Raw genomic sequence first — 15,600 nt, forward strand, 5'->3', positions numbered from 1 at the left:
GGCTAATTATTTTTTTTGTACAGTGATAGATATCTTTCCACTTTTCAGGCCTTTTCCGTGTACCGACAGTTCAATTTGTCCAGGTTGCTCTCCTGATTCCAGAATGACGGTCAACATTCCTCCAAAGGCATGCATCTGAGGGAGATGAAAAGCATCCAGACAAGTGGGGTCTCCATTGGCTGAGGCTAGGAATCTTCCGGCTCCTTTTACCTTGAACTGGAGGAGACGGTTGTCGTTCGGACATAAATTTCCTTCTTTGTCTACCACCCGGAGTGTGACATAAGTCAAGTCTTTTCCATCCGCGTTTAATGTGGACCGAGATGCGGATAATTCAATGTGATGCGCTTTCCCTGCAGTATGTATTGTTTTTTCTGCTACTGCCTTCCCAGATTCGTTGTAAGCAACCACTTTGACTTCTCCAGGCTCATAGATGGCATGAGGCCACATCAAACGGAAACGGTTCTCCGGAGTTTCTCCGTGTTTGGTCTGTTTGCCGAAACTTTTCCCGTTTATGAATAACTCGGCAGAAGGATAGCTGGTGTATACAAACACAGGCACTTCGGTTCCTTCATGTCCTTCCCAGTTCCAATGGGGGAGAATATGTAAGGTCTCCGCGTTTTTGTTCCATACACTGCGATACAGATAATAGCGGTCTTTGGGAATAGATGCCAGGTCGATGATGCCGAACATGGAACTGTGGTTGGGCCATGCGTCAGTATCATACGGACTAGGTTCTCCCAGGTAATCAAATCCGGTCCATACAAATTGTCCCAGTGTCCAGTCGTGGTCTTCTGCCAGTGCCAGGTCAATATCGGGAATATTGGACCATGCACAATATTCCAAGTCGTAAGAAGAAGATTGATGGTCTTCATAGAGAGCATCGGCCTTGCGTACGGCCGGTAATTTGTAGACACCTCTGGAACTGACGGTGGAGGAGGTTTCGGAACCCAGTATCAGGTTCTGCGGAAGACGGTCGTAGGCTTCTTGATAGCGATGGGCACGGTAGTTCAATCCCGGGATGTCAATCATGGCGGCGAATCCGTTGTCCAGCACACAGCTCACTTGGTCCATTCCGCAGGTGACCGGCCGGGTAGGATCTTCTCTGTGGCATATATCCTGCAGGAACTTAGCCACCTGATACCCCTCAGGACTACATTGGGTGGGGACTTCGTTACCGATGCTCCACATGATCACGCTGGGATTGTTGCGGTAGTGCCGGAGCATATTGACCATGTCTTTTTCGGCCCATTCTTGGAAATAGCGGTGATAGCCGTTTTCACATTTGGCTATATCCCATTCGTCAAAAGGTTCAATCATCATCATGAAACCCATTTCATCGCACAGTTCCACCAGTTCCGGAGCAGGCATGTTATGGGCAGTCCGGATAGCGTCGCATCCCATATCCTTCAGGAGTGAAAGCTGGTGGCGGAGAGCTGATTTGTTGACTGCAGCTCCCAAGGGGCCCAGGTCATGATGATTGCATACTCCTTGAAACTTCCGGTGCTGTCCGTTCAGGTAAAAACCTTTATCGGCCACAAACTCGATGGAACGGATACCGAAGCGGGTTGTATAGGTATCCGTCAGTTTCCCTTCACAATAGATTTTGGATACGGCCTGATACAATGCCGGAGATTCAGGCGACCATAAAGACGGATTTGATACAAGGAAATTTTGTGTGAAAGGCTGCCCGTGGTTGATGTAGCCTTTATTTTCCTTGGATGCGACCACTTTCCCTTCCGGAGAAAGAATGTCTGTAACTACGGTCAGTTCTTTTGTGCCGGCTCCTTCAATCTGAGTGCGCAAGCATACAGAGGCAAAATCTTTGCCTACGTGGGGAGTCGTAATCTGCGTACCCCAAACAGGCACATGTATCTTGTCGGTGGATAGGACGTGCACGTTCCGGTACAGTCCGGCTCCCGGATACCAGCGTGAAGACTGGGGCTTGTTCTCCAGTCTTACGGCCAGCATGTTTTCCTTACCGTCTGCATAGACCACATCGGTCACATCACAGTAAAATGAGTTGTAACCGTAAGGCCAGAAGCAGACTTCTTTTCCATTGACATATACACGTGCTTCACTCATAGCCCCGTCGAAGACCAAGGTGGTATGCTTTCCTTGGGGAGTCTTGAATGTGGTCCGATACCAGCCGGTTCCCACATAAGGCAGCCCTCCGGTACGTCCGGTTTTTACGGAAGCTTCCGTCTCCAGGTTTTGTGTGACAGCTACGCGCTGCAGGTCATTGTTTCGGTCGAACGGTCCGTAAATAGCCCAGTCATGAGGTACTCTGACCTTCTCCCATTGGGTATCGTTGAATGTAGCCGATTGTGCATCGGCTACATCTCCTTTCATAAACTTCCAGTTCTTTTCCAACGTTTGTTCGCTACGTTGTCCGTAAGCCGATAGGAACGTCAGGAAGCATAAGCTGAAAGATAATAAGCTGTTCTTCATATATTTATGGTTTTGTGAATCAATCTCTTTTGAATGCATTGAATGAACTGGTGGGACGACCTTCATCGGTGAACATACCTTTGTGGTAACCTTCCCATCCTCCATAGCATTGAGGTTCCCAGGCAAAGACTCCCAGGCATCCTTCCACTTCTTTTGCTTTGGTGATGAAGTCTGTGTAGAACGCTTCGGCTTCTGCATAGTTCCAGTTGATACCGATTTCGCACATCATGACTTTTTTGTGATAACGTTCCACCAAATTTTTCATGTTGGCGATACAGTCGTTGTTCATAGTTCTCCAGTCTTTTTTGGTATCATCGTCTCCATCAGGTTCCGGATACAATGACATTCCGATTACATCCCATTTAGCTCCATCATTCTGCAATCCGTCGAACAGCCAGATATACCGGTTGGGATTGTTGCCTTCATCGATGTGAATGATGGTCAATGCGTCGGGATAGACACTTTTGGTTGCCTCATATCCGGCATTGATGAGCTCTGCAAAATTGCGAGTGTTTCCGCTGGAAGCTTTTCCGTCATCCCACAGCATGCCGGTACGCGTTTCATTGCCTATTTGTACCCATTCTACGTCGATGTTCAGCTCCTTGAGGGCATTGAGCACTTCAGTCGTATGGCTTGCCACGGCTGCTTTCAATTCTTCGAAGTTGTATCCGGCCCATGCGGCAGGCTTCTCCTGATGGGCTGGGTCTGCCCAAGTGTCACTGTAATGGAAGTCAATCATCAGCCGGTAGCCTAAGTTCTTGGCACGCCAGGCTTTTATCAATACATCGTCTTTATTGCACCAGCCGTCGGTAGGGTTTACCCATACGCGCAGGCGAATGGCATTCATGCCGAGTGTGCGGAGCAACTCCATACATTCGTGTGATTTTCCGTTTGCATCGTAAAACTTGCGCCCGAAACTTTCCATCTCGGTAAGCCAGCTTACATCTGCTCCACGGGCAAATCCAGTCATATCATAGGTCTCTGTCTGTTCCTCTGTGTCAGGGAAGGTGGGGGTATCATTGTCTGTGCAGGAAACAAAGGAAGTTCCTACGAACAGCATCAGGCCAATCCACCAGTTTTTTATTGTTTTCATAAAGGTTTATTCTTTTAGGGTTGATAGTAATTAATTGATTGGTTCAAAGCTCCAGGTCATGGTAGTTAAATCAACGATGATTTGTAGTTTTAGCACAGTTTCCTCGCTCCAGCTATAGCCTTGCAGCCAGAGTGTACCAGCCGAAGAGTCTTTGCTTAATTGGAATCCGCTTGTATTCTCTTCGCTCCAGTTGGTGCCGTAGGTAACAGAGTTGTTGTCAACAAATTTGAAATCATAATTGTATATGCCTTCAAAGATTCCTTGATAAATACCTTCACTTTTCTTCTCGAGGTCTAAAACTTTCTCTCCTAACGTCCAATTATTTTTATCAAAGATATACATGCTCATGGAAGTCGGGTATTCATCGGCATTGCTGTATTGCCAAGTTAATTCACTTAAGTTGACGGTAATAGTGACATTTACCGTATTTCCTCCGTCAAACCATAAGTTCCATTTATCGCCTGCGGTTGAAAGTTTGCTGTTGTCGTTCGGGTCGCAGCCATACCATTTCTGATTAGTCTGGTCGATAATCTGGAAGTTGTAGTTATCGCCGGTATATTGTCCGCTGTAGATACCTTTCTCACGGTCAATTAGAGTGAGAGTAGTCATCGTTACTTCTGATCCATCATCATTATAATGTACTACTTCCAGTTGGTCGGGATAAACCGTTGGCAGACTGCTTCCTCCGGCTGTGATGGAAATGCTGGCTGGCTTTTGTGGGTCATCCAGTGAAACCGTCACTGTACATGTACCTGTCTGTGGAATGGAAACGGTGATTTCTTCCGGTGTCTGTGCATCAGACAATTCGATGTTTTCACCATTGCTCCGGAAGTAAATCGGAGTACTGATACCGGCTCCGGAGTTTGTACCGGTAGACACATTCCATTGCTCTCCGTTACCACTCAGTGTGACAGTCGTATTTCCGGTTTGCTCTGCGTTAAAGGTACCTACCCAGCATTTGTTTTCTTTGTCGAATGTCAGTGAAATCGGTGAACTGCCTAGTCCTTCTACCGACAAGGTGGAGATGTGCAGCGCACTCCATTCTGTTGATATGGTATTCACAATTACATAATAGCATCCGTCATTTTCAGGGAACCACATGTTCTGGCGGTTGTTGGTTGCATCGTTGGTCAAATGGAAGGCTCCTTCATCGCCTGCTGTCCCCCACAGGTTGCCGTTTGCTTCTTTCAGGAAAATATGATACCATCCGTATGGAATGGATACGAATCCTTTGTAGACGCCGTCTGCGTCCGGAGAATAAAGTGTCATGTCCGTATCGCCGATGACTTGGTTACTGTTGTCTGATTCTACGACGATTCCCGTGTGCATGTCAATCTCATAAGGGGTGACCTGGATACGGATGACGTTGCTATAGGCTGCAGGAATATTGGTACCTGCGGCACTTGCCAGACGGAAATATAACGTGCTGGCAGTGCCTACTTGGGCACCCAGATTGACAGCAATTGTATTTAATTCAGCCCCTGTGAAGGCTTTGGACAATGAAGAGGTTTCTGTGCGGGAAATCGTACCGCTGAAGTCTTCTGTCAGTGCCGCTTCCAGATACGTGCTGACTGAAATGGCTGCGCCGGCATCGGGTACACTGGATGTGAGGGTCTGTTCGGTCCAGGCAAAGGAAAGTACAATTTCCTGAGAGTGTGCTGAAGAAAGAACGATTTCCTGGGTAGAGGCTATCAGCTCATTTCCCTCCAGGCTTTTCAGGTAGATTTTATCTCCATCCTTTTCACATGCGGTGAACGACAGCAGTGAAAAAAGAATGATAAAAGTATAGGTAATGAATTTCATGATTGTCTTAGGTTTATGAAGATTAATAGTTCTCGTTATATAGATTCGGGTTAGCCGACAGTTCGGTTGCAGGAATCGGATAGATGTTGTACTTGCTGTCTACAGAAGTACCTGCTTGACTGCCTCCTTTCCATTCCCACAGTTTGTCGGCGGTGGTAAAGCAATTGAAGCGTATCAGGTCGGTGCGGCGGCTGCATTCCCAGTACAATTCCCGCAGGCGTTCGTCCAGGAAGAAGATGCAGTTGTCTTTGGTCAGTTCAGTTTGGGGTACGTTGAAAGAGGTATTTCCAAAAGCTCTTTCCCGCAATGCGTTGACGTATCCTAAAGCTCGGTTCATGTCTCCCTTTCCACCTCGTGCAGTAGCTTCTGCATACATCAGGTATACATCGGCCAGTCGGAACAGTGGATAATCTGTGCTAACTCCGTTGAGGTCGGTGTTGGAGGCTTGCTGTCCGTCGTCTGTCAGGTTCGTCCATTTGGTAACCAGGTAACCCGTACTTTGGTCATCCATGGATGTGACGTCCTGTGTCTGTCCCTCTGTGAAAAAGCCTGCTCGTGTATCACTCTGCTGGAACAGGGAAGAGGCTGCTTGGCGGATTCGCATGGAACCCCATCCTTTGGTTGCTCCATAGTCTGCAGGTACCTGGAATTCTGAGGTCTGGCTGATGGCCCCACATACCATATACGTAGAGCTTCCCCATGAAACAGTAGTGTTGCCGTCTACCGGAAGGGTAAAGATGATTTCATTGGTACGCTTGTCGTTGTCGGCGTTAAACAGTTTCTTGTACTCGGGTTCGAGGGTGTAGCCTTCTTCGATAACGGCTTCACATGCCTGAATACATTCATCGTATTTGGTGGTGCCGATGTAGGTTGCGGCATTCAGGTACATTTTGGCAAGCAACGTATAGGCGGCTCCTTTGGAAGCTCTTCCGTACGGGCAAGAATTCTTGTCGAGCAAGTCACTGTCTTCTCCGGTCAGTTCTTTAAGCTCACTTTCAATGAAATTGAAAATCTGTTCTGCAGTGTAGCGGGGTGGGATGAAACTTCCTACCGGGTCGTTCTCCGTCACGAAAGGAATGTCGTGAAACAAGTCCATGGCATGATAGTAGAACAAGGCCCGCATGAAACGTGCTTCTGCGCGATACTGACGGATGACAGTTTGTTCGTCTTCATTGAAACCGCTGATTTTTTCGTCTGAAGCGTTCCGCAGGAATTCATTGCAAAGCGCGATGTTGTAATAAATACGGTAGTACATATCTGACACCCAAGAGTTGTTGGCATCCCATGACAGATTGCTGATATCCGTCAGGTTTTCTCCGCTCAGCCAGGTGTAGGCTACTTCATCTGTTCCGATTTCCTGCAGGTTGAAGTAACACAGCATGTAGTCTTGGCCGTTGTTGCTGGAGAGGTCGGCATTGCCTCCTCCTTTCTCCTGTCCGGTGGTGACCATGGCGGTGTAGATTTTGGCAAGCACTTTATAATAATTCTCCGCTGATGTATAGACATTTTCGGAGGTGGTTTCTAGATGTGGATATTGATTCAGGTCGTCCACACAGGAAGGAGTAAGTAATGAGGTGCAGCAGAATAAAGCTGCATATAGTATTTTCTTCATGATAGTATGCGGTTAGTGTTAGAAATTGAGTCCAAGATTCAGTGAATAAGTACGCGGGCGCGGATAGAATGAATTATCCATTCCATTGGGAACCTCCGGATCTGCTCCACTGTATTTGGTGATGCAGAATACGTTCTGTACCATAATGCTGGCATTCAGGCTGCAGCCTTTGAATATTTCACCGAAGTTGTACCCCAAATTCAGGTTGTCCATTTTCAGGAAAGAAGCATTCTCTACATAGTAATCCGACAGATACTGGCGTTGCTGGAAGCCTGTTTCCAGGTAGCTGGTCGACAGGTTGTTCAATTGGGAGGCGTTGTAGCTCATGGTTTCCAGGGCGCCTGTATTCATGGCCATTCCATTGTACACATAGTTGCCGATGTTGGCACGGAAGCTCATTCCCAGGGTCCATTGTTTCCAGCGGAGCGAAGTGCTTAATCCCATGATGTAATCTGGAGCAGGGGAGTGATAGCGGTAAAGGTCGCCGGAATCAATGACTCCGTCGTGGTTCAAATCGGCATAGGCTCCTTCTATCGGCTTGCCGGTTTTCTCGTCGTACAACTGTTTGTAGACATAGAACATATACGGTTCATATCCTTCGGTCAAGGTCTGGAACTGATAGCCGTCAATAGAGGGGCCCACAGGCATGTTGGTGGCTTCACTTCCCGGCACGATGGACAAGTTCTTGACTTTCATGGATTGCCAGGTCATGTTGAAACTGATGTCCCAGTTAAAATCCTTGGTTTGAATCGGTGTGGCGTTGAGTGAGAACTCAATACCTTTACTGTCTACATTGCCCACGTTGGTGGTGATGTTCTTATCGAAAGTAGAACCTGCAGCGGCCGGAACGGTGGCAATCAAATCTTTTGTTTTACGGGTATAATAATCCAGACTACCGGTCAGACGGTCTTTTAAAAAGCCGAAATCGAAACCGAAGTTCCAAGAGGTGGTAGTTTCCCATTTCAAGTCAGACACATAAGCTTCCGGGCGATACGTGTAGATAGGAGTGCCTCCTACTATACCTTGTGCGCCATCCTGGCTCAGTGTATAGACCGGTAGATAATTATAGTTGCCAATTCCATCCTGCTGTCCGGTAACTCCGTAGCTTGCTCTCAGCTTGAGGTTGCTGAGCACCTTCTGGTTTTTCATGAATCCTTCTTCGGTCAGACGCCATCCCAATGCAATAGAAGGGAAGGTTCCCCATCGCTGGTTGGCTGCAAAGCGGGATGTTGCATCCCGGCGTACAGTTGCGGTCAGCATGTAACGTGAGCCGTATGAATAATTTAAACGTCCATAATAAGAGAGTAATGTATGGCGTTCATCAGAAGCCTTGAATACCGTTTGAGTCTCTCCTGCCGCATTGCGTGAATAAGTTTCCGGGGTAGTCGATTTCCAATATTGGTAGTCATATCCTACTGTCACATCGAAATTGCTGTTCAGACTTTCCACCATTTTATTGTAGTTGGCATACAGGGTCAGTAGGCGGTTCTCGTTTTTCTGTGGACCGTAGGGATAGTAATATCCTCCGGTTGTGTAATATTCTGCGGCTTCCGAGCTGACATATTCAGAACCTTTTCCTTCTGCATAGTCATAACCGAATGTGGCATGTATCTTCAAATCTGGGAAGAAATGCAGACGATAATCTACGTCGAAGTTTCCGATGAAACGCGTCACCTTGCTGTGTGCATCTTTTTGTTCCAGCAATCCCAGTGGGTTTAATACGCCGCCGGTAACGGGGTTACCGTCGCTGCCGATAGCTTCGGTATATCCGCCGAATGCATCGCTGCCGGAGTAGACCGGAATGGTCGGATTCATGGTAGCGCCTCCCCAGATGGCGCTGGTGTTGGCAAACTGGTTTTTGTTCAGAGAACCTTTCAGGTTCAATGTCAGTTTCAAGTGGTCATCCAGTAAAGAGGGAGACAGTGACACGCTCCCTGTAAAACGTTCTGCATTGTCGGTTTTCAACAAACCGTCCTGGTTGTAATACCCCAAAGAAACACGCAAAGGCCAGTTCTTGGCAATTTTCCCAGACATGCTCAGGTTGTTGTCGGTTCCGAAGGCATTGTGGTAGATATAGTCGTTCCAGTTGGTGCGTGTAGTTCCCAGTAATGCTTTTTGTGCGTCACTTCCTTGTGTATTTACCACTTGGATAAACTGGTCACAATCCAGCATGTCGGCCAGTCTTGTGTGGGTCTGTATGGAGTTGGTCGTACTGAAGGTAAATTTCAGTTTGTCAGAGTTTCCTTTTTTGGTTGTAATGATGATGACGCCATTGGAGGCACGTGAACCATAGATGGCAGTAGAGGAAGCATCCTTCAGGATGGTCATGCTTTCAATATCGTTCGGGTTGATGAGGCTCAGGAAATTTCCGCTGTTTCCACTGATACCTCCTTGTTCCAAGGGCACTCCATCCAATACGATAAGCGGGTCGTTGCTGGCGTTCAGTGAGGCACCTCCACGGACACGAATGGTGCTTCCAGCCGTAGGAGAACCACTGTTGGACATAATCTGTACACCTGAAATCTTACCATTGATTAATTGTTCCGGAGAACTGACCAGACCGGTGTTGAAGTCTTCGCTGGACACATTTGTCACCGAGCCGGTTAAATCGCTTTTCCGTTGCGTTCCGTATCCGATGACCACGACGTCGCTCAGCATCTGCGTATCCGACTGAAGTTGTACGTTCAATGTCTTTCCGTGGATGGTCAGGGTTTGTGACAAATAGCCGATATAAGAAAATTGCAGTTGGTTTTTTCCGGAGGGTACTTCCAGTGAATAATTTCCGTCGAAATCGGTGATGGTTCCGATGGTTGTTCCCGTCACCACCACATTGACACCAATAAGTGGTTCCTTGTTTTCATCAATTACCTGTCCGGTTACAATTTTGCTTCCGCCTTGCCAGGCGAGCACAGGACTTGTATTCCCGATGCATGTGATACACAGCAATATGAGGAATACTTTCAATAGATTTAAGATTTTGTCTTTCATAAAAGTATTCTTTAAAGATTTGTTTGCTGCAAATGTACATAAGGCTCCCTGAGGGCAGGGAAACATATTGGACATATCAGGACAAAATTTGGACAGGTGCTGTAAAATGTTGATTTATAGCACTTAATCATATTGCTTTGGAGTGCATCCAAAGGTTGCTTGGAAACATTTGGAGAAGTAAGATGGGTTGGAATACCCCACCATATACATGACTTCAGCAATGGTAAATTTCTTTTGTTTAAGCAACATGGCGGCCTTTTTCATCCGGATGGACTTGATATATTCTACAGGGCTCATACCGGTAAGCTGTTTTACTTTTCGGTAGATTTGTTTGCTGCCACTGCCCGACAGGTTGCATAGGGTATTGACATTTAAGTCTGAATCTGAAATATGGTCTTCTATTAGTTGGGTGATGGTCATCAGGAACTTCTCGTCCTGTGACACCAGATTCTCTTCTTCTTTAGGAGTGGTGATGTGGCTGATTCGGGCCTGGCTCTCATAGAACGTCTTGCTGCGTAGCATTTGGGCGACCTTGTTGCGCAGCAATTCCGCTTCAAACGGTTTGGAGATAAAAGCGTCGATGTTCGATTTCAGGCTGCGGTTCTTGGTTTGCGGGTCGTCTTTTGCGGTAAGCATCAGGATGGGAATGGCAAAAGTAGACGCTTGTTTCTTTAAGAGCTTACTCATCTCCATACCGTCCATTACGGGCATCATGTAGTCAGAGATAATCAGGCTGGGACTGTATTTTTCGGCCAGATTCAAACCTTCCTTTCCGTTTGAAGCGGTCAGGAAACGGTAGCTTTCTCCTAGTATCTGCGGAATCAGTTCGTGCATGTCCAGGTTGTCGTCTACCACAAGGATAAGCGGGTGGTCTGTTCCCGGGGTGACGGAACTCGGAGAGGATGGTACATTTTGTATGTGTGTTTCATGCTGCAAGTTCTCATCTATCGGGAAAGTGAGGACAAACCGGGTACCTTTTCCTTCTTGTGAGGTCACATTGATGGTGCCATGGTGTACCTCCGTATAGTTTTTTACGAGGTAAAGTCCGATGCCGGTTCCTTCGTGTGTCTTTTGTGTACGTGGAGACTGGAAAAAACGTTGGAAAATGTAGGGCAATTCATTCGAGGGAATACCGATACCTGTATCTTCGAAAGTGATGCATACCTCTTTCGTAGAGGAGGAATAAGTAAGATCGAGCTGGATTTTTCCTCCTTCTGGCGTATATTTGACTGCGTTGGACAGTAAATTCCGAAAAATGGAATCCATCTTTATGGCGTCTACGTCCATATATAATGATTCCATATTGCTGTGGAATTCCCATTGATGGGTATGTGCCAGGTCTGCGTCCTGAAAGTAAGAATAGATTTTGCGCAGCAAGGATACCAGTTCCACTCGTGATAAGATGAAGAGAGTGTTCTGTGCGTTGTCTATTCGGTTGAACTCAAGCAACTTGTGAATCATCTCGTTCAGTAGGAGGGCATTCCGGTAGGCGATGTCTATCATGGACTTTTGGGGGCCTTCGTGTGTATCTATCCGCAGTTTGCTCAGAGGAGACACAATCATGCTGACAGGCGTTTTCAGGTCGTGCGAAATGTTGGACAGGAAATTCATCTTCTGCTGCGACTGTTTCAAAATCTGTTCCTTTTCCATTTTTTCCAACCGTAAACGGCTTTTGACGCGGAAGAAGTTGATAATCCACAGAATAAGGGCAAGCGTGAGGATGAGGTAACAGAGTTTGGCGTAGATGGTATAGTACCATGGCGGAAGAATGGTCAGTGTGAACAAAGGCTGTGCATTGTTCGTATCTTCTGCTTTGCAGATGAAAAGCTGGTAAGTGCCGTGCTCCAGGTTGTTGTAGGTAATTTGGTTACTGTGAGCGGGCAGGTTGTGCCATGTCTCATCTACCCCTTCCAGTTTGTAGACAAAAGAAGTTTGTCCGCTCCGGGTATAGGGGAAATCGGAAAAGGAGAATACAAAGTTGTTTTGTGTGTGCGTAACCTCCGCTTTCTTGCAGTAGCGCACGCTTTGGTCACAGGTGAAAGGTTTTCCATTGACGGTGATACGAGTCAGTAGGATTTGGACAGGCTGTTCTTTCTCATGGATGATGGCAGGCTGACATTCACCGATTCCGTCATTCCCTCCCAGCAGGATGGTGTGATGCTGTGAATCATAGTACACGTGAGTGAAGAGCTGTTCAGCAAGTTGTAAGTGATGAATGTCGTGGGTTGATTTTTCTACCGTCCATATTCCTTGTGTAGTGGAAATCCATATATAGCCTTCAGCTTCTGCCATGGACAGAATCTGCAGATTGGACGAGTCTGTGAGCTTGATGGCTTGATGTCGTTCCAACCGAGGGTCAATGCAGTACACCATGTTGTGGCTCCCGGCCCAGATGAATCCGGCTTGGTCACACAGAATGAAACTGGGAATCACCTGTTGGTCCGTAGAAAGGGTGTACGAGGTGATATGTCCGTTATTGATGTGCAGTTTTTGTATCTCGTGATTGTATGGCAATATCCAGATATTCCCTACACTGTCGGGCACAATCTGGCTGACGAACATACTTTTGAGTCCGTCTTTGGTCGTGTAGTTTTCGTCAGCAAGGTACAAGTCTCCTTTGCTGTGTATCAGTTTTTGCTTGTCCACCCTGAATATACCTCCCAGGCAGGTACCTATCCATAATTGTCCTTTGGTATCTTCCTGTATGGAATAAGCCCAGTTGGCATTGTAGGTATGCGTACTGTCGGTGATGTGGTAATGAATAAACTGCTGGTTCTGTGGATTGTAGCGTTCGATGCTTCCGTCTGTTGCAATCCATACGTCGTGTTCTCTGTCTTCATAAATGTGGCGGATACGATTGTGTGAAATGGGAAAATCTTTCTTTCCCATTTTATACCACCGGGCTGCAGTGGGGCGGGGAGGTACCAGAATCAGTCCGTCGCTGCCTCCTAACCATCGGTTGCCTTTTGAATCGTTCAGGATAGAATAAAATTGGTTGCCCTCCCGGCTATCACAGATTTGCCATACCGACGTGAATTTGTGCAGCTTGTTGCTTTGGGCGATGGAAACGCCGTTGTCACTGCCAATCCATACGTTGTGGTTTTTGTCGGTGAAGATACACCATACAATGTTATTGGTCAATGAATGAGAGTCTCTGGAGTCATGCAGAATGTGAGTGGTATGCGATTGTGGGTAGTTGTACACGAAGAGTCCGTTGTCTGTACCGATAAGAAGATGATGGTCGGAATCAAAGTTAAGTGATTTTACGGAGTTGTGTTGAAAGGTGTCAATGGTACGCCCCTTTTCGTTGGTTAAGTCATAACGGATGAGATTGCCTTCCATACCAATCCATACGCAGTGGGTCAATGTATCTTCCAGAAGTGCATTGATGAACTGGTTTTTATGGGTCTGGTCGTGTGGAAGCTCGATGCGCCGAAAAAACTTCTCCCCTTTGGATAGAGAACAGAGACCATCGTAGGTACCTACCAAAAGTCGTCCGTCTGTGAGTTGTAACAGAGAGTAGATGGCGGCATGAGGCAACCCGTGTGTCTCAGGAGTATAGGCTCGTTGCGTATGTTGGTCTAGATGAAAACTGTATAAGCCATGCAGGGTTCCTATCCACAGGGTCCTTCCGGTAAGCAGCAGGCAACGGGTGTCGTTGGGAAACCGGATGGGAAGTGGGGTATAACGGTCCGTTTGGTAATCATAGCATAAAATGCCGTTGTCAGTAGCCAGATAGAAAAAATGGCCGTCTTGCACCTCGTCGTATATGCGTACGTTGCTTTCCTGACCGTACACGTAATGGGTTTGGAAAGTATATCCGTCAAAGCTGAGTAGTCCGGAATTGGTCCCCATCCAGATAAGACCGCTCGAATCTTGCCAAATGGCGTTGACTACAGAAGCATCCGTATTGGTATGCAATTGCGTCAATTGCGAATAAGATATGGTTTGTGCCTGGAAAATCTCGGACAAAAATAAGGTCAGCAATAGGAGGATAAAACGCATATTTTTATATAATTGTTTTCAGGGATGTGACTACAAAGATAGTTCCTTTATCTATAAATACAAACTTTATGGGTAAAGAAACATATTGTGAATTGTTGTTTTTCTTAATGCCTTTTAAAGCAGAGATTGAAATTCTTAATCTATGTTATAAAACATGTGTAAGCGCACACAATACTTGCATAATTTCAGAAAGTCCGTACCTTTGCATCGTGTTTTTCATAGTATTAGATTTAAGGTTAACAAAGGTTGGAGTTCAGCGGAACTCCTTTTTTTATGCCTTTATCTGAACAAAGGGAAACACCGCAGCTTGAACAGATTAGTTAAAGAACAGAAGAATGGCCGAACTTTCACCCGAAACGCTACAGTTTATCCGTGCACATCGTACAGAGGATGTGCGTACCTTGGCCTTGCAGGCCCGTAAATATCCGCAGGTAGATATGGCGGCGGCTGTGGTGCAGATTGCCGGCTGGAAGATTGCCGAGAAGAAAGTGCCCCTTTGGGCGCAGACCGAGGGCATCCGGTATCCGGCCCACCTGTCTATGGAACAGTGTTCTTCGGAAATCACGGCCCGATACAAGGCTTCGTGGCTGAAAGGCGATACGATGGTCGATTTGACGGGCGGACTGGGGGTAGACTGTTCTTTCCTGGCACGAAACTTCCGGAAAGTGGATTATGTGGAGCGGCAGGAAGTGCTTTGTGAACTGGCCCGCCATAATTTTCCGTTGCTCGGTTTGCCGCAAGTCACGGTGCATGAGGCGGATGGCGTGGACTATCTGCAGCAGATGGAACCGGTGGACTGCCTGTTTCTGGACCCGGCCCGTCGTGACAGTCAGGGAGGAAAGACTGTGGCCATTGCCGACTGTGAACCGGATGTGCAGAAACTGGAACCGTTGTTGGTAGAGAAAGGACGCACGGTGGTGGTGAAACTTTCACCCATGCTCGATATCTTTTCTTCGCTGCGAGAGTTGAAATACATCCGTCAGATTCACGTAGTAGCTGTGAATAACGAGTGCAAAGAGTTGCTCGTAGTACTCCAAAAACCGGAAAAATCGGCTTCAGAAGCCTCAGGAGAGCTGTGGATAAGTTGTGAACAGGCTGTTAATAACTTTTTGACGGAACCGTTTGTCTTCACTTATGCACAGGAGAAAGAAGCCCGTTGTCCGCTGGCGGAAGAAGTGGGGAATTACCTTTATGAACCGGGGGCAGCCTTGTTGAAAGCAGGACCTTACCGCCTGTTGGGAGCGCGTTTCGGTCTCCAGAAACTGCATGTGAACAGTCATTTGTATACGTCGGAGGCGTTGGTCGACTTTCCGGGACGCCGTTTCCGGGTGCTGGAAGTGTCTGGTTTCGGGAAGAAGAAACTGAAACAGATGCTGCAAGGAGTGGACAAGGCCAACCTGACGGTACGTAATTTCCCGGCGTCGGTGGCGGAACTCCGGAAAAAATGGAAATTGAAGGAAGGCGGCGACGTGTATCTGTTTGCCACTACCTTGGAAGGCGACCGACACGTGGTCATCAAATGTGTCAAGGCATAGGCCTCTACTCGAAAATTGTCAAAAAATCATACAGCGGGTGTCTAATTTTTAGACACCCGTTTTTTATAGGCGTTTTATTACTTGTTGATAATCAGCTATTTAAAAGATTGGCACGG

At 47.0% G+C, this 15,600-nt stretch carries 7 protein-coding genes; 1 reads left to right on the forward strand and 6 read right to left on the reverse strand.

Features of this window, described 5'->3' with window-relative positions; genetic code table 11:
• Nucleotides 1-6: 6 nt before the first annotated feature.
• The 6 genes from OCV81_RS00210 to OCV81_RS00235 form a co-directional block, all read right to left on the reverse strand.
• Entirely contained in the window at nt 7-2,448 is a 2,442-nt protein-coding gene (locus OCV81_RS00210) for a glycoside hydrolase family 2 TIM barrel-domain containing protein (protein ID WP_148327674.1), read from the reverse strand.
• 19 nt (nt 2,449-2,467) lie between these two features.
• Nucleotides 2,468-3,541 carry a glycoside hydrolase family 53 protein gene (locus OCV81_RS00215; protein ID WP_148327675.1) on the reverse strand — a complete coding sequence of 358 codons (1,074 nt, stop codon included), beginning with the start codon at nt 3,539-3,541 and terminating at the stop codon, nt 2,468-2,470.
• Between the two features lie 30 nt (nt 3,542-3,571).
• Nucleotides 3,572-5,344 carry a DUF5114 domain-containing protein gene (locus OCV81_RS00220; RefSeq protein WP_148327676.1) on the reverse strand — a complete coding sequence of 591 codons (1,773 nt, stop codon included), beginning with the start codon at nt 5,342-5,344 and terminating at the stop codon, nt 3,572-3,574.
• Nucleotides 5,345-5,366: 22 nt separating this feature from the next.
• Nucleotides 5,367-6,956: a RagB/SusD family nutrient uptake outer membrane protein gene (locus tag OCV81_RS00225; protein ID WP_148327677.1), complete on the reverse strand. Its 1,590-nt coding sequence runs from the start codon at nt 6,954-6,956 to the stop codon at nt 5,367-5,369.
• Nucleotides 6,957-6,974: 18 nt separating this feature from the next.
• A complete protein-coding gene (locus OCV81_RS00230; RefSeq protein ID WP_148327678.1) occupies nt 6,975-9,944 on the reverse strand; it encodes a SusC/RagA family TonB-linked outer membrane protein in 2,970 nt (989 codons plus the stop codon).
• A gap of 123 nt (nt 9,945-10,067) precedes the next feature.
• Nucleotides 10,068-13,949: a hybrid sensor histidine kinase/response regulator transcription factor gene (locus tag OCV81_RS00235; protein ID WP_262639824.1), complete on the reverse strand. Its 3,882-nt coding sequence runs from the start codon at nt 13,947-13,949 to the stop codon at nt 10,068-10,070.
• Between the two features lie 335 nt (nt 13,950-14,284).
• On the opposite strand from OCV81_RS00235, the gene OCV81_RS00240 reads away from it, so the two are divergent.
• A complete protein-coding gene (locus tag OCV81_RS00240) occupies nt 14,285-15,484 on the forward strand; it encodes a THUMP-like domain-containing protein (RefSeq protein WP_148327680.1) in 1,200 nt (399 codons plus the stop codon).
• Nucleotides 15,485-15,600 lie beyond the last annotated feature (116 nt).

It is taken from the genome of Phocaeicola fibrisolvens (assembly GCF_025567125.1).
In the GTDB taxonomy this organism is placed as follows: domain Bacteria; phylum Bacteroidota; class Bacteroidia; order Bacteroidales; family Bacteroidaceae; genus Phocaeicola; species Phocaeicola fibrisolvens.